This window comes from Dickeya chrysanthemi NCPPB 402, assembly GCF_000406105.1.
In the GTDB taxonomy this organism is placed as follows: Bacteria; Pseudomonadota; Gammaproteobacteria; order Enterobacterales; family Enterobacteriaceae; genus Dickeya; species Dickeya chrysanthemi.
On sequence record NZ_CM001974.1, the window covers coordinates 92,297 to 114,371 of the forward strand.

Sequence of the window (22,075 nt, forward strand, 5' to 3'; positions counted from 1 at the left end):
GGATATGTCTCATGAAACCACTGGTTATTTTTGATTTAGACGGCACGCTGGTCGATACGCCGAGCGGTATCGTCAGTGCGTTTGTGACGACATTGCGTGATCTGGGTCTGCCGTGTGAGGATCGCCGCGCTATTCGCGCCACCATCGGTTTACCGCTGGAAAAAGCGTTTAGCCAGCTTTTGTCGCTGCCGGTTGATGATGAACGGGTTGCGGCGGCTATCAGGCGATATCAGGCTGTTTTCCGCGAGCAGGTGCTGCCTCTGGCGCCAGGGCTGGTATTCCCGGGGGTGGTGGACGGCCTGAGCTTGCTCCAACGCCAGGGCTATGCGTTGGCGGTAGCCACCAGCAAGGTCTTTGTCAGCGCTCAGGCATTGCTGGAGGCGGCGGGATTGTGGCCGTTCTTCGATCTGGTGCTGGGGGCCGATATGGTAACGCACCCTAAGCCGCACCCTGAAATGGGGTTGCTGGCGATGTCGCGTCTGGGGGCCGGTGCCTCAACCACCGCCATGGTGGGAGACACCACCCATGATCTGTTGATGGCGAAACAAGCGGGGATGGTGGCTATCGGGGTTACCTGGGGTATTCATCACGTCGAGCAGCTTAAATCGGCGGAGCCGCAGGTTATTGTTGATACATTCGGCGAGGTAGTCGGGGCTGCCCACGCATTATTAAAATTGTCTTCGTCCCCGGTGTCTTATTATTAATTCTTTCTGATTTTTCTTAATCGATTTATTTGTTCTGCATAGGTATTTGGCCTGAAGACAGGAGTCTTCGGCTAAATACTGTATATACCCGTCATACTTCAAGTTGCAGGTGCGTTGGCTGCGTTCGTTCACCCGAATCACTTACCTGAGTAAGCTCATCGGGATGAAATGAGAGACATCCTGTCTCTCACCAGAGGCCAGCCGTTGGCTGGTCAAATTCGTTCCCGACGAATTGGTCACTCTCTTGCCGCCTTCCTGCAACTCGAATTATTTCGGGTATATGACGTTTTTACCTTGAAATAAACCTGTTAATTATATTTTTACCGATTCATGTATGAGGATTGTAATGGATAACATCTCGAATCACGCGATGAATTACCCCGCATTGGTATTGAATAAAGGATTATTACCGAATGATGACACCGCTTCGCTGTCTCGTTATCTTTTTTCTGCCCTGACATTGGCTGTGTCGCGTATTACTCAAAGCGAGGAAATGGTGGTTGGTTTTCATTTGCCGCCACAAGAAGTCTCTGTTTGGGAAAATAACAATCATATTCATGGGGATATTATTCCCCTGAATATTCCATTGAATAGTTCTACGCCAATTTGCGGATTTATTCAGAATATAACGGACTGGATGACGCCGGACACTATTCAGCAGAACAATGACATGAACATCCGGGTGCTGACATTGGGCAGACAACAGGCACCGCCTGATGTCTTTGACCTGGAAGTGACATGGCGGCCGCCCGTGGATAATGAGCCGGTTCGGGCGCTGGTTTGTTATGTCGATAGCAGCGAAGAGACATTCACGTTAACGCTACGGTCTAATCCCGCTCGTTTTAGTTCGGCACTGGTGCAGACATTGCCTGCGGTATGGCGCCAGATAATCGAGTTTGCCGGAAAAAACGGTGTGGAAACGCTACGAGATATCCGTCTGATTGACGACGATGAGCGTGACCATGTCCTGCATCGCTTTAATCAGACCGACCACGCATGGGGCAGTGAGACAAGCATCGTCGCGCAACTGAAAAAACGGGCGCAATGCCAGCCGGAACAGACCGCGGTGGTGTTTCGCGATCAACAACTGAGCTTCCGGCAGCTTTATCAACAAGCCGGTGCGCTGGCGCATTACCTGAATGCGCAGAGTACGGAGCGCGAGCGTTGTGTCGGGTTGTTTGTCGAGCCGTCGTTGACGCTGATGACCGGTGTCTGGGGGATTCTGCTTTCCGGCAACGCTTACCTGCCGCTGTCGCCGGAATACCCGGAAGACCGGCTGGCTTATATGCTGGAAAACAGTCAGGCCCGCATCGTGGTGACTCAGCCCCATTTACGTGAACGGTTGCTGGCGCTGTCGTCGCCGGGTGTGCAGGTGGTCACGCCCGATGATGTCGACGCGTTTATGCGCCGACAGGCGTCGGCGCTGCCCGAGGCACCGGCGGTCGAGATCGCCCCGCATCATCTGGCCTATGTGATTTACACCTCCGGCAGCACCGGCAAGCCTAAAGGCGTGATGATCGAGCATCACAGCGTGCTGAATCAGATGAACTGGCTGGCACAAACCTTTGCGCTGAATAATGAGACGGTGATTTTGCAGAAAACGCCGATGAGTTTTGATGCGGCGCAGTGGGAAATTCTGTCGCCGGCGTGCGGTTGCCGGGTGGTCATGGGGGAGCCGGGTGTGTACCGCAATCCGGAACAACTGGTGGAGATGCTGGCGGAGTACCAGATAACGACGTTGCAGTGTGTGCCGACGTTGCTGCAGGCGTTGCTGGATACCGAACGCCTGACGGATTGCCCGGCGCTGCGGCAAATTTTCAGCGGCGGCGAGGCGCTGCAAAAACATCTGGCGCAGGCGTGTCTGGAAACGCTGCCGGAGTGCGAACTCGTCAATTTGTACGGGCCGACCGAATGTACTATCAACAGCTCCGCTTTCCGTGTAGACCTTGCCGGGGTCAGACAAGGGCCGGACACCTTGTCGATTGGCGCGCCAGTGGCGAATACCCGGTATTACATTCTGGATAACTGCCTGACGCCGGTGGCGGTCGGGCAGACCGGGGAGCTGTACATCGGTGGCGATGGGGTCGCCCGCGGGTATCTGAACCGCGACGATCTCACCGCCGAACGTTTCATTATCGATCCGTTTGCCCCCGTCGGGGCCGGGCGACGTTTGTACAAAACCGGCGATATCGCCAGTTGGAATCCTGACGGTACGGTCCAGTATGCCGGCCGCGCCGATAATCAGGTGAAGTTACGCGGTTACCGTGTCGAGCTGGATGAGATTCGTTCGGCGATCGAAACCCATGAATGGGTGAAAGCGGCGGCCGTGATCGTCAAGCATGATCCTTTCACCGGTTATCAGAACCTGATTTCGTTTATTGAATTGAACGCCCGTGAAGCGGCGCTGATGGATCAGGGCAATCACGGCTCGCATCACCAGTCCAAAGCCAATAAAGCGCAAGTGATGTTGCAATTGGCGAACAAAGGATGCCGGGAGTTTCCGGCGGACAGCGCGTTCTATACCCTTGATCTGCCGGGCAAGCAACCGGATGAAAAACAACGAATCACGGCATTTTCCCGCAAAACGTATCGGTTTTACGACGGCGGCGTCGTCCGTCGCGACGATATTTTATCGCTGTTACGTCAGCCGTTATTGACGGCGGTTTCCCGTCAGCCCGATGAACTGACGCTCGATGAGCTGGGGCATTGGCTGCGTTATCTCGGCCAGTTCACCAGCGCGGAACGGTTGTTGCCCAAATACACCTACGCTTCGCCGGGGGCGTTGTATGCGACGCAGGTTTTTCTGGAGCTGAACGGCGTGGGCGGCCTGGCTGCCGGGCATTATTACTATCAGCCGGTTCACCATCAGTTGATTCGGGTCAGCGAGTGCGTCTGCGTAGCGCCGGGTAGCTTACGGTTGCATTTTGTCGGCAAGAAAAGCGCGATTGAGCCCATCTATAAAAGCAATATCCGTGAAGTGCTGCAAATGGAGATGGGGCACATCATCGGTATGTTGGATAACGTTCTGCCGGGTTACGGTTTGGGCGTGGAACTGTGTGACGCAGCAGGGCTGGACCCGGCGCCGCTGGCCATTGATCAGGACGACGATTATTTGGGGGCTTGCGATGTGTTGTGCGGGCCGCGTCTGCCTGCGGATGATTGCCTGGATATTTACGTGCAGACGGCGGGTACTCGCCTCGCCGACCTGCCGGTCGGGACGTATCGTTATGTCCACGGCGACCTGCAACACATTGCGGATGGCGTTATCGATAAAAAGCATGTGATCGCCATTAATCAGGCCGTCTATGAGCGTGCATCGTTTGGTATCAGCATCGCCAGCCGAACCGAAGGCTGGGCGGGGTATGCGCATGTCGGGCGTTATCTGCAACATCTGCAGATGAATGACATCAACATCGGCCTGATGTCTTCCGGGTATAGCTCGGAAACGGGTAACGATCTGCCCGCCGCCCGCCGTTTTTGGCAAATACTCGGCCATCGCACCGGGCCGTATTATTTCTTCATCGGCGGACGCATCAGCGATGAGCAGAAATACAGTGAAGGCATGAAAGAGGATGCGGTGCACATGAAAGGGCCGGCGGAGATGATTCGTGATGATCTGGCGGCTTTCATGCCGGATTACATGATGCCGAACAAGGTGCTGATTGTTGATGAGATGCCGCTGACGGTAAACGGCAAAGTCGACATGAAAGCGCTGGCGAATATTAATGTCGAGTTGAAGCATAAAACCATCGTGGCGCCGCGAAACCCGCTGGAACAGCAAATCATGGCTGTCTGGCAGGCGAAGCTGAAACGCGAAGCGATGTCGGTGGATGACAATTTCTTCGAGTCGGGGGGTAATTCGCTGATCGCGGTGAGTCTGATCAATGAGTTGAACGCCACGCTGAATGCCAATCTGCCGCTGCAGGTGTTGTTTCAGGCGCCTACCGTTGAAAAACTGGCGGCGTGGTTGAACCGAGCGCGTCAGGAGCCGATATCCCGGCTGGTGCCGTTGCAGCCGAAAGGACGTCAGGTGCCGATCTACTGCTGGCCTGGCCTGGGGGGATATTGCATGAACCTGCGGTTGCTGGCGCGTCAGTTGGGAACGGAGCGACCGTTTTTGGGGATTCAGGCGCACGGCATCAATCCAGACGAGGTGCCTTACGCCACCATCAGTGAGATGGCCGCCAGGGATATTGAACTGATTCGCCGGCATCAACCGCACGGGCCCTATACGCTGTGGGGATACTCTTTCGGCGCGCGGGTCGCATTCGAAACCGCCTGGCAACTGGAGCAAGCCGGCGAAGTGGTGGAGAGCCTGTATCTGTTGGCGCCGGGGTCGCCGAAACTACGTAATGACCGTGTAGCTGCTATGCATCGGTCCGCGGATTTTGATAATCCCGGTTACCTGACCATTCTGTTTTCGGTGTTTATCGGCAGTATTACTGACCCGGCGTTGGCCCGCTGTCTGGAAACGGTGCGTGACGAGGAAAGCTTTGTCGCCTTTATCACGGAGCTGAATCCGGCGTTGGATGACGGCCTGGTGCGGCGAATTACCCGCATTGTGGCGCAGACCTTCGAGTTCTCTTATACCTTCAGCGAGCTGCAACGGCGGCAACTGAATACGCCCGTCACCATCATCAAGGCGCAAGGTGACGACTATTCATTTATCGAGAATCACGGCGGGTTTTCTGCCTTGCCGCCTACGGTGCTGGATTTAACGGCGGATCACTACAGCATGCTGAAGGAAGCCGGCATCGCTGAGTTGACGAGCGTTATTCAGTATCAACAGGCGCCGCCCAGCCAGGTGGGATGAGACAGTGTCAGGCGCAACGCGCGGGGTGATACCCGCGCGTTTTTTCAGGGTTGTCCCACTATCGAGCCGATTTTTTCGCTATTTTGCGGGTGAGATCCCATATTTTGGTGTGCTGATCCCATTTCTGAGACGAAAAGCATGCTGAAAAACCGGCGTCGGCAATTGCGGATAAAAACGATATCTATTTGTTAGCAATAGTATCTACAGGTTAATTGCGACCGAACGTAAGTCATAAACGGTGCTGCTGGAAACAGTGGCGTGCTCTGCGTCTATCCATGATGCGTCTGTACTATAAGCCTCTGTGCGACATGAGGGTGGTGACCGTGCGAACTTCATCGGAAACCGGCATGTTTTGCCTGAATGCCATTCATCATGAAGCGCCGGAGCGCATTCGGCGTTTTTCTCTGGCCGAACTGGGGGATTCGCACCAGTTGCGGGAAGGGCAGCGTCGGATGATGGAAAAGCTGTACCAGTTGAAATCGGTGCCGATGCGTTCTGACAGCCATGAAGCGATGCTGGAATCCGTGGTGGCTGGGCTGATTAATGATTGGCCGGCGCTGCCTTCGCAGGATGGACTGCTGATTTACGCGAAAACGCAGACGCACAACACGTTCTTCGACCGCCACTGGCTGGATGACATCCTGCTGCGCCAGCAATTGGGACACTGGGATGTCACGACGTTGGGCCTGAATCATTGTGCCGGCGCATTATCGGCATTGCATCTGGTGCGGCACAGCGCGGTGCGGCGGAACAGGCCGGTGTTGTTGTTGACGGGAGAAAAAGCGTTTCACCCCGAAATCAATCGTTTCACGGTCGGCGTACAAGGAGAGTTACCGGTGGCGGCGCTGTTCAATGCTGCCAGCAGTCCGTGGCGGGTAACGTTTACGGCAGTCAGGCACCTGAGCCGTTTTTATAACAACCCGGATACTATGACCCGGCAGGAAAAAGCAGAACTTAATCGCTGCCTGCTGGATGAGTTGTGCCTTTTTATTGTCGATGCCGTCAGGGATAGCGGCATGAGCATGGACGAGATGGACTATTTTGTTCCCTGCAACCTTAATTTCCCGTTATTACGCCAGATGGCAAAGCGTCTGAATATGGGTGAGCGTTTATTCAGTCAGCAAGTGTCTGATTATGGACACCTGTATTGTTCGGACGTGTTATTTAATTTTTCTTTACTCATTAAAACTACAACCGGCTGCGCGAAAAATTATTTTTGTTTTTCGATGGGAATGGGCGTCACGCTTTCCTGCGCGCTGATACAGCAAATTGATCGTTAAACAGGAGACAGACATGTCTGCGTTATTACTCACAATTCAACAAGCGTTACGTGACGTCATGGAGAATGACGACATCGAGATTAATGAAAAAACGGATTTTGATCATGACCTCGATCTGGACTCGGTAATGTTTGTGCAATTTTTGCTGACGCTTGAAGATAATATTGACGGACTGCTGTTCGATCCTGATCAAATCAATATGGACGCATTTACTACCGTAGGCAGCCTGATTGGTTGGCTGAACGCGAATGTGCTGGCGGAGGTTCGGCATGTCGGTTGAGCGTATTCGGCACGTTTGGGAAGCCTTTCGGGATCAGCCGTTGTCTGAGGCGCTATTGGTTTTGTTACAGCCGCCGTCAGGCGAAGCGCAGTACCTTCACCCGATTGGGTATCAGATTCAGGATATCAGCCGCCTGCCCGATGCAAGCCAGCCGCAGCGTCTGTTCGACCGGGTGCTTAACCACCTCGGTCTGGACGCGGTTCGCGGCACGGAGACCATCGTTCTGCCGGCCAGTTTTCCGATACTGGTGTGCGCCGCGCGTCTGGGGGTGTTGGCCCGCATACAAACCATGAGCTGGCAGCATCTGTCGGGCCGCCAAAGCTTTGGTACCAAAACCACCCGCCATCAACTGATTAAAGCCAGCTTTGCCGATATCGCGGGCAAAGCCTCGCTAATGCTGGAGCAGCAGTACCAGCGTTTGCGGGAGGGTGACTTTGCCGGGCTGGAGGATGATCATTACCAAATTACCCAGCTTAATAATGAAGCGGAAAAGATGATGGGCGGGCATGGCTTCCTGCTGGGCAATACCCACAGTTTGTCTTATTTCTCCATGATGCTGTACAGCATTTATGGCAAGGCGAGCAGTCTGGCGGCGGCCTGAATACGAATCGAGGAAGGAATGATGAGCCTGATCGCGCGTGTGGTATCCAGAGCTGCCCCGGTTGCAAGCGGGGATATACGGCAGATCATGGCATTGGCGTGGCCGATGATGGTCACTGCCGTGGTGGTTTCGCTGTCTCAGAATATGCAGATTGCAATTCTGGGCAACGGAGCTGAGAGCCAGACATTGCTGACACTCTCTTTTTTGCAGCCGTTCAACTTTCTGTTTATTGCTATTCTGGAATGTCTGGCGATCACCAATCAGGTGTTCAGCGCCCGCTCCCGCCATGACTGGCCGCGACAACGTATTCGGCATAGCACGTTGTTGCTGGGCGTGATCGGGACATTGGCGACGGCGCTGGCGGCGCTGCTGTGTTGGGTGCTGGCGCTGCCGTTGTCCAACTGGATGAACAGCCCGGATCTGGCTTTGATGCAAAACGCCGCTCCCGGATATCTGTTATCGATGACGCCGTTTCTGGCGCTGGAAATGTGCAATGCCGCGTTACGCGGGCAGGGAAAAACCGTACCCGCCATGACGCTGATGTGCGGCTATGTGTTGCTGAGCGCGGCAGGTTGCTATCTGGGTTTTCATGTTTATCAGTTAGGGTTTGACGCGGTGCTGCTGGCGAATAGCCTCCCGGCGTTGGTGTTGCTGCCGCTGGCGGCGCGGTCATTGCGTCAGGTTGCCAGGCCGATGCCGGATGATCGGCCACACGCGTTTTTGCCCCGTCTGCTGGCGTTGCTGACTCATGCGGGTTTACCGGTTGGATTTTCGATGTTGGTGGTGTTTTTCAGCTCGATGGTGATTTTTCCGCTGGTCGCGGCATTGGGGGCCGGGTTCCTGCCTGCGTTTCTTATCGTGATAAAACTGCGGGCTTTTTTCATCATCCCGGCGGTGGCGACGGGGTCCGCCATCGCCATTTTGCTGAATCAGCACCGCAAAACCCACTCAGCGTCACGACAGGTGAGCCTGCTGAACAACGGCGTCTGGTTAATCGTGCTGGCCTATCTGGCGCTAACCCTTGGGGTATGCTGGGCGCGCAACGGGATTCTGACCGGGTTTTCTAATGACGAGCTCATTCGGCAGTCCAGTCAGCTGTTGTTGCTGCTGTTGTTGCCGACGTTCTTTCTCACCTCGTTGGTCGCGGCGCTGCAAACGTTGCTGGAGCAAGTGGATAGGGGAAAACGGGTGTTGCTCTTCACGCTGGCGTTGGAGTTGCTGATGGTGGCGGTTGCATTGGGCGCACACCGTTACTTTAATGATGTCCAGACGATTGCCGGGTTGATCGTCGCGTTTAGCCTGGCATATGCGGTGGTGTTCCTGCGTGAGTACCGGCTGCTGGCCTGCGCGCTGGGAGAACAGGATGCTGCTGTATAACCTGTGTTACCCCTTGATGTGGCTGGCCACGCTGGTGCAATACAACTATTACCGCGTGCTGGTGAAGTTAAAGCACCGCCCATCGTTGCTGCTTAAAGTACGGATCAAACCGGAAACCCACTATGTCCGGTTGTGCCGTGCATTGCGTCTGGCGGATTTGTGGCTGCTGGAGCGTTGTTCCCTGCATCTGGCGGCGCGTTACCTGTTGAGTTTGTTCGAGACCACGCGTTATGTCGCCTATAAGCAGGTAGACCATGAGTATCTGGCCGGTTTTCAGCAGGAGTGCGTCAGTTTTCAGCGCCAGACCGTATATGTGTTTCGCTGGATGCCTGCGGCGGCGGATACGCCGACAAAAACCGTCTTGCTGGTGCATGGCTGGGAAGGCCGCGGCATTATGTTTCGGCCGTTGTGCGAGGCGTTAAAAGCACAGGGGTACGGCGTGGTTATGCCGGATCTGCTGGCGCATGGGTTGTCTGAAGGGAAACGGGTATCCAACTACGAGCTGGCCGGCTTGATTATCGAATTGGGGCGGCGCTATGGTCCGTTTCACGCGGTTGTGGGGCACTCTAGCGGCGGCCTGGTGTGTAGTCTGGCGTTGGCGCAAGGTTTGGCGGCGCAGCGGCTGGTACTGCTGGCAAGTCCGGACAACTTCGGCAAGATGATCGATCGATTTCTGGCGGGGGCATCGGTGTCGGCGTCGCTGGCCGTACCAATGAAAACGATTTATGCGCAGCGTTTCGGCTTCCATCCAGACCAGATCGGCGAAGCGCTGTATCGCTCGCTGGATTGCCCGGCGTTGATTTGTCATGACCAGCAGGATGCGCGGGTGCATCCTGCTGTTGCCGACGAGATTCATCGCGCGTTCGCCCGCAGTGAGATTTTTTACACCCGCGGGCTCGGGCACCTAGGGATTTTACGCAGTCCTCTGGTACATCAGCGCATTTTGTCGTTTTTATCTGATGCCGGGACGGGAACCGAAACGCCGTGCGCGCCACTCATTCATGATACGGCAACATGTCATGCGCCCTCGGCGGCGGCATGCGGTGGCCCGATGCCGGTGGTATCAAAACCGATGTGATGGCGGCAGCGTCTCGTCCGGGGCGGGGGTAATCAGGCCCGCCACCGCGATGGCGGGCACATGATCAATTACAAAGATTATGGATATTATCCAGCAGCACGTGACGAGAAAACAGGTGACGCTGTTTGCCGAAAATAATATCGAAACTCATGTTTTGCAGAGTACGGGGTGACTCGTTTTCTCGTTCCAGTGAAACCAATTTGCGGTATTTCAGCGGCGGAATATTGTATGTCTTGGTAAAACAACGCGAGAAATGGGGGAGTGAGGAAAAACCGCAGGCGTAGCAAATATCGGTAAGCGACCAGTTAGGGGAAATATGAATGATCTCTTTGGCCAGCGTCAGACGTACACGCCAAATCCAGCGCATCGGTGTAATGTTATAAACCTGATTGAAGAGACGGCAGATATCGAATTTTGATTTACCGCTGACGGCTTCAAGATCTTCCAGCGTAATATTGTTGCCGATATTATCGATAATATAGTCAATAATTCCCGCCAGGCTGGTTGCTTTATTATTGGCTGCCAGTGTTTTTCGCAGGTTAGGGTGGCGGCGGTACATATCCTGAATCAGATTATTGTTGAAAATATCGTTGTCTAACGTGTGGGCAAAAGTGTTCTGTAAGCTCATGGTGTCATCCCAAAAAATAGATTCCCCGCGTCTGGTCCTGCTTAATCCAAAAATCCTTATAGCGGTGAAGTCAGTGGTTAATTATTGTCCCTTGGTCGGATGTACGAGCTGTCTGACGCAAATTGTGTGCCATGTTGTGAAGGGTTGTTTTTCAAGGGAAATGCTTACTCTTACCTGTAAATCGTCCCATTAATGGGACGATTGCGTGTCAAACATGGGATTATTCGTCTCGCAATTGGCAATCCGGATACGTTACGCTCACGATGATTTGAGTGTGCGTACGCAGTGTCGATAAGAAGCCAGCCCTACGCCGTGGCTGACGACTGTCGGCAGCCTGTCTGCTAACAAACAACGCATCAGATGTAATTGGTATGATTTATGCTGGGACTCATCGAAATGAGGGAATCGGTTTGCCGGCGATCAGGCATGTGCAGTCGTGCTGCCGAGGGACAGGAGCGGTACGCTACGGCCGATTAGCGCGAGAAAAAAAGGCGACCACAGTGGCGAGATGGGCGTATTTTGGACACATTTTTAAAACCAGAGATAAAAGTGAGAGGCCCGCTGCCTGTAAGATACCCTCGGCCTCAGGAAGGCTGACTCTACTTATACACTGAGGATTTCCCATGACCGTGCTGGTTCAACTTGATAATGTGCATAAAATTTTTCTTACCGATGAAATTGAAACGCATGCCCTTAGCAAGATAAACCTTTCTATTCACACGGGAGAATACGTCTCTATCGCGGGGCCGTCCGGTTGTGGGAAGTCGACGTTGCTGTCCATTATGGGATTGCTGGATGCGCCAACGGAGGGGCAATACCGATTGAACGGCACGGATGTGGAACGCATCAGCCGCCGGGAGATGGCCCGACTGCGCAACCGGGAAATCGGTTTTATCTTTCAGTCCTTCAACCTGATAAGCGATCTGACCATCGCGGAAAACGTAGCGCTACCGCTGACTTACCGTAAAGAGTTGTCGCGTGCTGAGCAGAAAGCGCGGGTGATTCAGGCGCTGGAGAAGGTCAATATGTCGCATCGCGTACGGCATTACCCTTCACAGCTGTCCGGTGGGCAGCAGCAACGGGTTGCCGTCGCGCGCGCCATTGTCGGCAAACCGTCGTTATTACTGGCGGATGAACCCACCGGCAACCTGGATTCCGCCAACGCCGAAGCGGTGATGAATATTCTGGATGAGCTGCATCAGGACGGCGCGACCATCTGCATTGTTACCCATGACCCGCGTTCCGCCATGCGCGCTCAGCGTACCATTGTGCTGTCCGACGGACAGGTAGTGGCCGATGGCGAAAACGGGCAACTGCGTCAGGCGGTATGACACGATGAATTTCTGGTTTGATATTCGTTATGCCCTGCGCTTGTTGCTGAAAAGCCCCGGATTCAGCGTACTGACTATTACCGTCATGGCGTGTGGATTGGGATTGGCGCTGTATATGTACTCTGTTATCAACACCATCATGTATAAAACGCTGCCGTACCCGAAGGGTGAAGGCATGGTGATGGTGACGCCGAAAATGGACGGCGAGAGTCTTAATGATGCCGGGCTAAACTTTTTAGACTATGAGTTTATCCGGCAGAAAGCGACGAGACTGCAGGATATCAGCTATTTTTATGCGGATTACGCCGACCTGAAAGATAGCGAAAAGTCGGTCCGGTATATTGCGGTGTACAACACCCCGGACATGTTTGGTTATACCGGCGTTATGCCTTTTCTCGGTCGTGCCTTCACTTTGCAGGATATGCAATCCGATGCTGCGCCGGTTGCGGTAATTAGTTATCAGCTTTGGCAAAGTTACTTTAATGGCCGTAGCGATATTCTTAATCAAACTGTCAAAGTAAACGGCAGTAATACCCAGGTGATCGGCGTAATGCCCAAGGGGTTCGCTTTTCCTTTCTATCATGACCTGTGGCTTCCTTCGCGTCTCGACCCCAAACTCTTTCCTGACCGGGAAATGGCGCCGGAGGTATTTGTCTTCGGGCGACAGCCGTCAGAGGGTAAGGCGATGGCCGCCACTCAAGAGCTGGATAGCCTGCTGCAGGACGCGGCCCACCAGTATCCGACTAAGACGAATAAAAGTATTTCGGCGAATGTGTTGTCTTTTCAGGAAAGTTTTACCGGGGAAGAAACGGCGCAAACCTTTTTTGTCATGTTGTCCGCAGTGGGTTTTATCCTGTTGCTGGCTTGTTTCAACGTTGGCAACCTGTTGTTGGCGCGATCTAATCAGCGTACCCGGGAAATCGCTATTCGCATGGCGATAGGGTCGCCGATGTCCCGGCTGGTAATGCAGATGCTGTGGGAAAGTCTGATCATCAGTTCTATTGCCGGAGTCATCGGCGTGTTGCTGGCCTCCTGGGGATTGGATATCACCAATTATATTTTTCCTAAATTTGTACCGAACAAAGTACCGGTCTGGTGGCATTTGTCGCTGGATGGCGGATTGATTCTGGATGCGGTCATCCTGATTCTTGCCACCGCGCTGATCACCAGCGCACTGCCGGCATGGAAAATCGCTAACGGCAAATTTGCTTACGCATTGCGTGACGGCGCTAATGGTGTTCAAGGAAGAAAAACCGGGCGTTTCAGCCGATCGTTGGTGGTCGTTGAGGTAGCGTTGTCTTGTTCAATACTCTGTATCAGCGTATTGCTGTTGTTTCTGGTTATGCGTGCCACCAAAGCCGATTATGGCGTGCCTATCGATAATTTTTTGGTCGCGAAAATCAATGTCGATCAGGATAGCTATCCGGATGATGATAGCCGCCGGAAGCTGTATTCCTCGTTGATTGATCAGATTTGTGCGATTCCGGGTGTGCAAGCTTGTGGTATTACGTCCAGTACACCGGGACAATTCACCTTTCCTCATCAGATAGTGACGGAAAGTAGTCTGCCCGAGGGGCAGGATGCTTCGCCTTATTCACTTGTGAATGATGTACGCGTAATGCCGGGCAGCCTGACGGCGATGGGCGCAAAATTGTTGAGCGGCCGGGAGTTTACCGAGAGTGACATTGACTCCACGCTGCCGGTTGCCGTGGTAAGCGATTCGTTTATCACTAAATACTGGCCGCATGAAAAAGCGGTGATTGGGAAGCAACTGCGTTTTCGCGACGGCAATGATTATCGTTGGTTCACCGTCGTGGGGGTGGTTTCACATATTATCCACGGGCGGCCGTTCAGTGAGTTCAAGACCCGTCCGACAGTGTATCGTTCCCTGACGCAACTTCGGCAGGTCAATCCGTCACTAACGATGATGATTAAGGCTCCACAGCCGCCGCGGTTTTCAAAACCGCTACTCAATGTGCTCAATACATTAGGTCCAACCATAGAAAGTACCCCGCCGCAGACGCTAAGCGAGCAACTCTCCCGCAATACCATTGGCGTACAGTTCGTCACCAATCTGTTCCTGCTGTTTGGCGCGGCGGCGATGGTACTTGCCGCCAGCGGCATTTATGGTGTGACGCAACACGCTATAAACCAACGAACCCAGGAGATAGGCATCCGGCAGGCGTTAGGTGCGACACCGACCCGATTACTCCGTATGCTTATGTTCTCGGGGTTCAGACAGTTATTCGTTGGTCTGGCGCTTGGATTACCGTTAGCGATATTTGCTGCGCCCAAGATCAATCGGGTATATGGCGATGGCGGCGGTAACTTCATGCTGTTGTTTGGTGGTGTCGCTCTGTTTATCGTGATTATCGTCGCGCTGGCCACCTGGATCCCGTCCCGACGCGTCATCATGATGAAACCGGGTGATGCGATACGTTATGAATAAACGGGGCGGGCAGCATATTGCTCAACGCTCCAGTTTCCCGCAACAGAGCCGTTAATAGTTACCACGGATCGATTATGCTGTAAGGGACTCGCGGCAGGTGCTGCTTCCCTGCGGCGTAGTCCGTCAGTGTGAATTTCAGTATCAACCCGCGTGATAAGGACCCATATGGCGGATAAGCAACATATCCTCATTGTTGATGATGACGCACATATTCTGGCCAGCTTGCAGATGCTGTTGTCCATGGAAGGTTATCAGGTCACACTCTGCTCCGCTGTCGAGCAGGTGCCTGTTCAGTTATCCCAACATGATTTTGATTTGATCTTGATAGATATGAACTATCAGCGCGATACCACGTCCGGGCAGGAGGGATTGGTATTGCTGGAAGAGATCAAACGGTATGACGAATACCTGCCTGTGGTGGCGATGACGGGCTGGGGCAGCGTCGATATTGCAGTCAGCGCGATGCGGGCGGGAGCGGTGGATTTTATCCAGAAACCCTGGGACAACGAGCGGCTGCTGAATGTGATTCGTCAGCAGATCTCTTTTAGCCTCAGTCAGCGCTCCGGTAAACGCCTGAAAGAAGAAAATAAGCTGCTGAAACTGGAGCTGGAAGACAATTTTAATGGCGAGTGGGTGGTGGAATCCGCGCCGATGAAACAGCTGATGCGGATGGTCGAGCAGGTCGCGGCGACGGAAACCAACATCCTGATTTTGGGTGAAAACGGTACCGGCAAAAGCCTGTTGGCCCGGGTTATCCATCAGCTTTCTTCGCGCCGTGACGAGAATATGGTGTCGGTGAACATGGGGTGTATCAACGAGAACCTGTTCGAAAGCGAAATGTTCGGTCATGTAAAAGGGGCGTTTACCGATGCGCGGGAAAGCCGTGTCGGGCGTTTCGAACTGGCGGATAAAGGTACGCTGTTTCTGGATGAGGTAGGTAACCTGCCGATGACCCAGCAAAGCAAGTTGTTGCGTATTCTGGAGGAGCGGAGTTTTGAGCGGGTGGGGTCATCCCGCACCCTGAAAACCAACTGCCGCATTATTGCCGCCACGAACGCCGATTTAAGCGCCAGAGTGCGTGAAGGGACGTTTCGTCAGGATCTCTATTACCGTCTCAATACCATTGAGTTACACGTGCCGTCGCTGGCGGAGCGGCAGCAGGATATTATGCCGTTGGCGCTGAATTTCATTGACCGGTACGCCAGAAAATACAACAAGCCGGTGCCGGAGCTCAGCGCGTCCGGGCAGGCGGCGTTATATGGCTATCACTGGCCGGGGAATATCCGCGAATTGAGTCATTTGCTGGAGCGTGCGGTGCTGCTGTGTAGCTCATCCCGGCTGAACAGTGAGGATATCTTCCCGTCACTGCCCGGTGCACCGCAAAAAATGGCGAGAGCCGAGCCGGAACTGGCTTGTGATGCGACTCTGGCCGATATTGAAGAACGTCTGCTGTGTCAGCGTATGGCGAAATTTGAGGGGAATGCCATCAAGGCGGCCCGTTCGCTGGGGCTGAGCCGCAGTGCGTTTTACCGACGACTGGAAAAATACAAGATTAACCATGAGTAAACTCGACTCCTCTTTTGAGCCTCCTCACCTGTTGTCATTCAATGTCGCGGCGATCGCGGGGTTGCTCGGGTATTTTCTGCTATGGCTGTTCCCCGATCAGTCGGTATATCTGAAAATACTGACGGTATTTATCATTTTCCTGTGTCTGATCTACAGCAGCTTTACGTTTTCCGAACGCCTGAACGGCAAGATCCATGTCGTCTCCAACCTGCTGGAAGCGCTGGAGCAGGAGAATTTCAGCTTGCGCGGCGTGACCAAGGGTAAAAGTGCGTTCGATAATCTGATTCGACAGATTAACCAACTGTCCGGCACCATGGCGCGCAGCCGTCAGCAACAAAAAGAGACTTACTATGTGCTGCACAAGGTTATCTCCAACATTAATATCAGCGTGTTTGCGCTGGATGCCGAGCGACGCATCATCTGGTGCAACGATGCCGCGGCGGCATTAGTCAACAAGCCGCTGTCGTTACTGATAGGGCAACCGGCGGCGGAGTTCGGCCTGGAAGGTTTGTTGCAGCAGTCGTCCGATGCTGAACCCGTTGACTGGCGTTTTCCCAGTTCGCGGGGGATGTTCCAGATTCGCCACGATTCTTATATTGAAGATGGCCGACAAAACCACCTGTTATTCATCAGCGACGTGAGCAAACTGTTGCGTAACGAAGAGCAGAAAACCTGGCAGAACCTACTGCGGGTGATCAGCCATGAGATCAACAATTCGTTGACGCCGATTGCGTCCATCAGCCAGACGCTGTTGCAGGTATTCAGGAGAGATAATCAGCACCCGTCGGCGCCGGATCTGATTAATGGCATGGAAATTATCAATAATCGCGCCCGCGAGCTGATCGCTTTTGTCGGCAGCTATCGGCAGTTAAATCGCCTGCCGCCGGCCAACAAACAATCGTGCGATATCGCCGGGCTGATGATGCAAATGGCGATGCTGTTTCCACAACGCAAGCTGGTTTTTTCCGGTGAGACGCCGCAGCGGGCGATGATTGACGCCAATCAAATGCAGCAGATGCTGATCAATTTGCTCAAGAATGCCGATGAAGCGATGGAGTCTGGGAAGGGTGAAATTGTGCTGCGCTGGAAAGTGATTGCCCGGCAATTACACATCGAGATTATCGATCAAGGTAAAGGGGTGGCGAATATCGAAAATCTATTCGTGCCGTTTTATACCACCAAAACGCATGGCAGCGGCATTGGCCTGATCCTGTGTCGACAAATTGTCGAAGGGCATGACGGGCATCTGACGCTGGAGAACCGTAAGGATGCAGAAGGTTGTGTCGTCAATATCTTCCTGCCGCTGGGATGACCTGACGGCGAGAACAGGGTCATCCCCCCATTGCGTCGTGGTGCTGCGGGCGCAACTGGCGCATCCGACGCTAGTCACACAGGCTCGTCAGGCCTGCGGTCTTGACGGAACGGCGCAATTGGCGTCGCGTCAGTTGGCGGAAGGAATGCTGCGAACGCTGCTGGCTCCGTTATGTCGGCAGGAAGCCGCGGCGCTACGCTTTGAGCGTAACCCACATGGCAAACCGTTTTTACCGCAACACCCGGCCATTCAGTTCAACCTGTCCCACACGCATAGCGCGTTCGCGTTTGCTTTTGCTCGTCACTGCGCGGTAGGCGTGGATGTAGAAAGCTGTCAGGGACAGGTGAACCGCAAACGAGCGGTGGCGGCACGCTTTTTTCACCATGACGAAATTCGCTGGCTGGACTCGCTTGATGACGCCGGCTTCCTGCCTGCCTTCACCCGCTTGTGGAGCCGCAAAGAAGCCTATATTAAAGCATTGGGGTTAGGGTTGCATAAACCGCTGGCGTCGTTCAGCTGTCTGGACGACGGGCAGGGCGCTATTCAGGTGGTGGATTCCGGGCAGGCGATTGACGGCGGGTTGGGTGAGCAATGGATAACGGGCGAGCCCTCCGTCGCGTTGAGCTACTGCCTGTTGTCTGAAGGTGCAGCCCGGCAGGATGCGTGGCGCTTGTTGTTAATACAGGATGATGCGCAGATAAACTAACACCCTGATTTTAGCAGCCGTCATGCTCTATCAGACTGGCGACACCATTGTCGACCTGAACTTGCGTATCAGGCGCTACCCGCACTCTGGCACCGGTAGTCACGGTGCCGCTCAATTGCCGCACATGGCATAACCGCGCATCAACGCCCATGGCGATATTCACGACGGCTTCTTGTGCGGAAAAGGCTTTTTCATGGGAATTAAAGGCGGCGCCCATCGCCAGCGACAGGTCGAGCCGATGCGTCGTGCCTGCGATATTAAGGTCCGTGCCCATGCTGCCGTTGACGGTGAATGTATCGGGTGACACCGCACAGGCGGGAACGGCCATCTTAACCCCGGCTTGTGCTTTAACGGTATTGATCGGGGCGGCGACGGTGATTCTGATCGTCGCGTCGTGATTACGCAGGATGCTGTCGTCGCTGGCGTGGTTTTCTATGATTAAACTTTGTCCCTGAGGGCGGATGACCAGCTTTTCCAGGACATCCTGTCTGGCGCTGGTCTCCACGCGGTATCCATTACCGCAAACCAAAGTGACGTTAAGGCCACGGCTGACATCCAGTGTCGTAAAGGAGGGCACATCCACGTTTTGCTGATTCGCCGGTGAACAGGCTACCGTCAATGGCAGCAACACCAGCGCGGAACAAAGCAGCGCTTTCATCCCTCTCTCCTTTTTCCGTTGCGCTCCCTGCATGTCAAACCTGATATTCCTTATCAGGAGGGAACCCGCGGCCAGTCTGTCCTTGTCTGGCCATCCCGTCCGATTATTCGTCCATAGTATCGGGCGGGGCGGTTCGGTTACATCCTTGTCTCTTTATCGCCGGCATGCCGGTGAAAAGCTTTCCCTGATCACTATTATGCCTGGCGGAATAATCGATTGTTGTCTGAAATTGAGTGTTACCCTGATAAATGCGGCTAAATAATCGACATGACCGAAAAAGCGTCAGCCTGGCGTACCGGCGTAGCTTATCCGACAACTGCCGATCCAGGCTCCCAAACCGACGGATAGCATGATATGCGCCTTGCCGGAGCGAATCGCGGGCAGAGCGTCGGGCAGCAATAGTAGCGGATCGACGGTATAACAGTGGCCGATATCCGGCATCAGGCCGAGCGCAATATTTTCCAATGGGTGGTGATGACGGCGGGAATAATTGAGCCAGCTTAACCGATTAACGTTATGGGGCAGCAGATACAAGTGACGTCGCTCTGCGTCGGTTTGCCGGGAAAGTGCGCCCCATAAGGCGGTATTGACCATGTCGTCGTGAGCCAGATAGAACGCCTTCAACTGCTCGTGACTGCCGTAAAATCCTTCATGAAACTCGGGACGTTGCGTCATAAAAACGGGGTCGAGTTGCAAACCGCCCGGTTCGGCTTCCAGCAATAATGCGGCGAAGGCGTCACCAGCGAGTGAACAGCCAGGCACGTAACGTTCTTGTACCGGATAAGCGGCGAAAGTATCGCCGGCGATGATGACCACCCGTTCTGCCCGCTGTTGCGACAACAGTCGTTGCGCCAACCCTAATGCCCAGAACAACGTGGCGCAGTTTTGCTGGTCGAGTTCGTAACAGAGGGCTTGTGGATGAATAAACGGATGTTCACGGCCCAGTTGAGTCAACCAGGTGGACCGTTCCGCCGTCTGCATCGGCATCCCGTGTGCGTAAATCAGTACATCGGCCGGGCGCTCAGGGTGTGGCGACTGGCGTTGTAACTCACTGAGTAACCCGGAGAACACCGATGCCGGCGGTATGGCGCTATCCAACGCGGCGACCTGCTGAAAGCCGAACAGTTGTGAGAAGACCCGTGCTTCTGATGCGCTGGCGCCTGCCGCATGGATAATTTCGCCGGCGCTCAACCGCCGCTCCGGTATCCAGGTGACGAAATGGGTCAGGCGCACTATTCCAACCCCTGTAGCGCGACGGCGCTGAGCGTATCCTGATGATGAACCAGCAGCAGATAATCGCAGCCTGGCTGATAATTTTCCGCCAGCGCGACGAAGGGGGCCGCACAAACCCGATGTGGATTGGTGGCGATACCGGTCATCGACGGCGGCAGTTCGGCCAGCAATAGCGGATCCGCCACGACGCACAGGCGTTCTTGTTGCAGTTCAAAGCGCCGGCATAATGTATCGACGCTTTGCGTCAGCGTATCCGCCGTGTACTGAGGATGACGGCAAAAGCCCTGATAATGCAGCGGGCGTTCATCACAGCAGACGGAAAACAGACAGGCATTATTCTCCGGCGCGAGCGAATCGAGCAGGGAAGAGTGATAAGGCAGATTGCTTTGATCGGCGATCAGCAATAGCGAATCGTGATTATCTTCCCGCTGGCAATTTGCGATGCTGGAGAGCGCAAACAGCGCGGCATCCGGCCCGCGATCGCTGATGGTCAGCGCCAGACAAGCCGGTAGTCTGAGCTCCTCAATCACATAATTGATCACCGAACTGCCAAGATGCAGATCCGGCGTCCAGTGCGCCATAAGCACGCTGTCGATATGCGATAGATCATTTCTGGCCTGATACACCGGCAGCAACTGACTGATCATGTTGATGAAGGATGTCAGGTCGCCGGTTTGGCGACTGTGCTGCAGGTTGGCGAGCCTTTCATGCCAGTCAAGACCGTTGCTTTCGAAGAAACGGGAGGCATAGCTGTGCCAGTAATACTCCTGCGCCGGGCTTATCGCCTGCCGGGGCATGCTGGCTGGCGGTGTAAAGCTGCGATGCAGTATCGACCGTGGGTCAAGATACGTGGGCACAGACGCCTCCCCGGGCGGTATAGCAACGGAAACTGTTCATCAGGTGAATATTGGCGGTGCCTTCCATGTATTCGAACGCCAGAGCATCACGACAGCGACGGCGCAGCGGCGCATCTTCCAGCCAGGCCTGCTCGCTCAACAGATGCGGCATACAGTGTGCTACCGTTTCCACGAACAGGGTACAGTGACGTTTTAGCTGGCTGGTGGTGTGATAGTGCGACTGGCCTGACTGATAACGTTCGGCAATGTCCGACAACTGCTGGCGCAGCAGATGGTAGGTGCGCCATTGTTGAGCGCGCCAGCGCTGCTGAACCGGGGTTAATGCCGTATTATCCAGTACGTTGAGCAGTCCGTAGGCGGTACCGAGCGCCATGGCGCTAACCATAGGACGGTGGCGTTCAAAGACGTGCCCCAGTGCCGTCAGCCCCTGATTTAACCCTTTACGGTCATAACCCAGAATATGCTCCGGCGTAACCGGTAGCCCATTGATCTCGATTTCCGTCAGGTTGGAACCCTGCAAGCCGAACTGCTGTAGCGGCGTGATCGTCATATGGGACGCCGCCTGCTCCGGCTCGACCATGACCAGCCGCTGGAAGTGGCCTTCACGAGCGAACACCAGACCGACCGACGCCAGTTGCGCGCCGCCGATGAATTTCTTGCGGGCATGCAGCACATAGCCGTTGTTGGTCGGCGTCAGTGACGAGGCGATAGATTGCGTGTCGGAGCCGACCTCAGGCTCGGTAACGGCAAAAAACGCCCAGCAGGGAGGATGAGTAAAGCGCGAAAAAAAGAACGCCTGCTGTTCCGGCGTGCCCAACGTCGTCACGGCTCGCGCCGACAACGATGCCCCGGGCAGCATCATGAGCCCGCTGGCATCAAAACGGCTCAGGTATTCCAGCATATCGATGTGATCGCTGTAGTGGCAGGCTTGATAATCCCATTGCCGAAAAGGAATAAATTCAGTCGGGATACCGATATAAGCGATGGTATACAGCAATTCATCTTCGAGGCAGGACAGCGCCCGATGACGATCGGATTCTACCTGACTGGCCGCATGCCGTAATTTTTCGCCCAATGCATCCAATTCTGTTAATACATTCCTGAATGTAAGCGCTTTCATGAGCTGTCCTGTTAGTCGAGTCGCAAAACATACCATTCGCACGATAACTCTGTACCTTATCGGGAATCGCGGTGTTGTATTG

Annotated in this window: 17 protein-coding genes; 12 read left to right on the forward strand and 5 right to left on the reverse strand. The window is 54.4% G+C overall.

Annotated features, from left to right (window positions below; all coding sequences use genetic code 11):
* The first annotated feature begins 11 nt into the window (after positions 1-11).
* The 7 genes from DCH402_RS00535 (at position 12) to DCH402_RS00565 (ending at position 10,133) form a co-directional block, all read left to right on the forward strand.
* The gene (locus DCH402_RS00535; protein ID WP_039998964.1) at positions 12-704 is read left to right on the forward strand and encodes an HAD family hydrolase; all 693 of its coding nucleotides are present in this window, start codon (positions 12-14) and stop codon (positions 702-704) included.
* A gap of 346 nt (positions 705-1,050) precedes the next feature.
* Positions 1,051-5,517: an amino acid adenylation domain-containing protein gene (locus DCH402_RS00540; protein ID WP_039998966.1), complete on the forward strand. Its 4,467-nt coding sequence runs from the start codon at positions 1,051-1,053 to the stop codon at positions 5,515-5,517.
* 347 nt (positions 5,518-5,864) lie between these two features.
* A complete protein-coding gene (locus tag DCH402_RS00545; RefSeq protein ID WP_040003261.1) occupies positions 5,865-6,797 on the forward strand; it encodes a 3-oxoacyl-[acyl-carrier-protein] synthase III C-terminal domain-containing protein in 933 nt (310 codons plus the stop codon).
* Positions 6,798-6,810: 13 nt separating this feature from the next.
* Complete coding sequence (locus tag DCH402_RS00550; protein WP_012767858.1) at positions 6,811-7,077, forward strand: acyl carrier protein; 267 nt, start codon at positions 6,811-6,813, stop codon at positions 7,075-7,077.
* Positions 7,067-7,678 carry an acyl-CoA dehydrogenase family protein gene (locus tag DCH402_RS00555; protein WP_039998972.1) on the forward strand — a complete coding sequence of 204 codons (612 nt, stop codon included), beginning with the start codon at positions 7,067-7,069 and terminating at the stop codon, positions 7,676-7,678. The genes DCH402_RS00550 and DCH402_RS00555 overlap by 11 nt, the downstream gene beginning before the upstream one ends.
* 87 nt (positions 7,679-7,765) lie before the next feature.
* Positions 7,766-9,055 carry an MATE family efflux transporter gene (locus tag DCH402_RS00560; RefSeq protein ID WP_233276307.1) on the forward strand — a complete coding sequence of 430 codons (1,290 nt, stop codon included), beginning with the start codon at positions 7,766-7,768 and terminating at the stop codon, positions 9,053-9,055.
* Positions 9,042-10,133, forward strand: a complete 1,092-nt coding sequence (locus DCH402_RS00565) for an alpha/beta hydrolase (protein ID WP_039998976.1) — start codon at positions 9,042-9,044, stop codon at positions 10,131-10,133. Before DCH402_RS00560 ends, DCH402_RS00565 begins: the two co-directional genes overlap by 14 nt.
* Before the next feature lie 64 nt (positions 10,134-10,197).
* Here the strand turns inward: DCH402_RS00565 and vfmE are convergent, their stop codons facing one another.
* Positions 10,198-10,761, reverse strand: a complete 564-nt coding sequence (gene vfmE / locus DCH402_RS00570; RefSeq protein ID WP_039998978.1) for an AraC family transcriptional regulator VfmE — start codon at positions 10,759-10,761, stop codon at positions 10,198-10,200.
* Between the two features lie 623 nt (positions 10,762-11,384).
* Between vfmE and DCH402_RS00575 the strand changes: the two genes are divergently transcribed.
* From DCH402_RS00575 to DCH402_RS00595, 5 genes are all read left to right on the forward strand, one after another.
* On the forward strand, positions 11,385-12,092 hold the full coding sequence (locus tag DCH402_RS00575) for an ABC transporter ATP-binding protein (RefSeq protein ID WP_039998980.1): 708 nt from the start codon (positions 11,385-11,387) through the stop codon (positions 12,090-12,092).
* A 4-nt stretch (positions 12,093-12,096) separates the two neighbouring features.
* Positions 12,097-14,541 (forward strand): ADOP family duplicated permease, encoded by a 2,445-nt coding sequence (locus tag DCH402_RS00580; RefSeq protein WP_039998982.1) that lies wholly within the window; start codon positions 12,097-12,099, stop codon positions 14,539-14,541.
* A 165-nt stretch (positions 14,542-14,706) separates the two neighbouring features.
* On the forward strand, positions 14,707-16,107 hold the full coding sequence (gene vfmH, locus DCH402_RS00585) for a two-component system response regulator VfmH (protein WP_039998985.1): 1,401 nt from the start codon (positions 14,707-14,709) through the stop codon (positions 16,105-16,107).
* Positions 16,100-17,419 (forward strand): two-component system sensor histidine kinase VfmI, encoded by a 1,320-nt coding sequence (vfmI, locus tag DCH402_RS00590; protein WP_039998987.1) that lies wholly within the window; start codon positions 16,100-16,102, stop codon positions 17,417-17,419. The genes vfmH and vfmI overlap by 8 nt, the downstream gene beginning before the upstream one ends.
* A complete protein-coding gene (locus DCH402_RS00595) occupies positions 17,388-18,125 on the forward strand; it encodes a 4'-phosphopantetheinyl transferase family protein (RefSeq protein ID WP_233276308.1) in 738 nt (245 codons plus the stop codon). Before vfmI ends, DCH402_RS00595 begins: the two co-directional genes overlap by 32 nt.
* Before the next feature lie 10 nt (positions 18,126-18,135).
* Here the strand turns inward: DCH402_RS00595 and DCH402_RS00600 are convergent, their stop codons facing one another.
* The 4 genes from DCH402_RS00600 to DCH402_RS00615 form a co-directional block, all read right to left on the reverse strand.
* Positions 18,136-18,783 (reverse strand): GIN domain-containing protein, encoded by a 648-nt coding sequence (locus tag DCH402_RS00600; protein ID WP_039998991.1) that lies wholly within the window; start codon positions 18,781-18,783, stop codon positions 18,136-18,138.
* Between the two features lie 282 nt (positions 18,784-19,065).
* On the reverse strand, positions 19,066-20,016 hold the full coding sequence (locus tag DCH402_RS00605) for a beta-ketoacyl-[acyl-carrier-protein] synthase family protein (protein WP_039998993.1): 951 nt from the start codon (positions 20,014-20,016) through the stop codon (positions 19,066-19,068).
* Positions 20,016-20,873 carry a hypothetical protein gene (locus DCH402_RS00610; protein ID WP_039998995.1) on the reverse strand — a complete coding sequence of 286 codons (858 nt, stop codon included), beginning with the start codon at positions 20,871-20,873 and terminating at the stop codon, positions 20,016-20,018. The genes DCH402_RS00605 and DCH402_RS00610 overlap by 1 nt, the downstream gene beginning before the upstream one ends.
* Positions 20,857-21,993 carry an acyl-CoA dehydrogenase family protein gene (locus DCH402_RS00615; protein WP_039998997.1) on the reverse strand — a complete coding sequence of 379 codons (1,137 nt, stop codon included), beginning with the start codon at positions 21,991-21,993 and terminating at the stop codon, positions 20,857-20,859. The genes DCH402_RS00610 and DCH402_RS00615 overlap by 17 nt, the downstream gene beginning before the upstream one ends.
* Positions 21,994-22,075: the final 82 nt, after the last annotated feature.

Coding starts and splice junctions, on each gene's coding strand:
- DCH402_RS00535 (WP_039998964.1), top strand. CDS start 12: ATGAAACCACTGGTTATTTTTGATTTAGACGGCACGCTGGTCGATACG.
- DCH402_RS00540 (WP_039998966.1), top strand. CDS start 1,051: ATGGATAACATCTCGAATCACGCGATGAATTACCCCGCATTGGTATTG.
- DCH402_RS00545 (WP_040003261.1), top strand. CDS start 5,865: ATGTTTTGCCTGAATGCCATTCATCATGAAGCGCCGGAGCGCATTCGG.
- DCH402_RS00550 (WP_012767858.1), top strand. CDS start 6,811: ATGTCTGCGTTATTACTCACAATTCAACAAGCGTTACGTGACGTCATG.
- DCH402_RS00555 (WP_039998972.1), top strand. CDS start 7,067: ATGTCGGTTGAGCGTATTCGGCACGTTTGGGAAGCCTTTCGGGATCAG.
- DCH402_RS00560 (WP_233276307.1), top strand. CDS start 7,766: ATGGCATTGGCGTGGCCGATGATGGTCACTGCCGTGGTGGTTTCGCTG.
- DCH402_RS00565 (WP_039998976.1), top strand. CDS start 9,042: ATGCTGCTGTATAACCTGTGTTACCCCTTGATGTGGCTGGCCACGCTG.
- vfmE (WP_039998978.1), bottom strand. CDS start 10,761: ATGAGCTTACAGAACACTTTTGCCCACACGTTAGACAACGATATTTTC.
- DCH402_RS00575 (WP_039998980.1), top strand. CDS start 11,385: ATGACCGTGCTGGTTCAACTTGATAATGTGCATAAAATTTTTCTTACC.
- DCH402_RS00580 (WP_039998982.1), top strand. CDS start 12,097: ATGAATTTCTGGTTTGATATTCGTTATGCCCTGCGCTTGTTGCTGAAA.
- vfmH (WP_039998985.1), top strand. CDS start 14,707: ATGGCGGATAAGCAACATATCCTCATTGTTGATGATGACGCACATATT.
- vfmI (WP_039998987.1), top strand. CDS start 16,100: ATGAGTAAACTCGACTCCTCTTTTGAGCCTCCTCACCTGTTGTCATTC.
- DCH402_RS00600 (WP_039998991.1), bottom strand. CDS start 18,783: ATGAAAGCGCTGCTTTGTTCCGCGCTGGTGTTGCTGCCATTGACGGTA.
- DCH402_RS00615 (WP_039998997.1), bottom strand. CDS start 21,993: ATGAAAGCGCTTACATTCAGGAATGTATTAACAGAATTGGATGCATTG.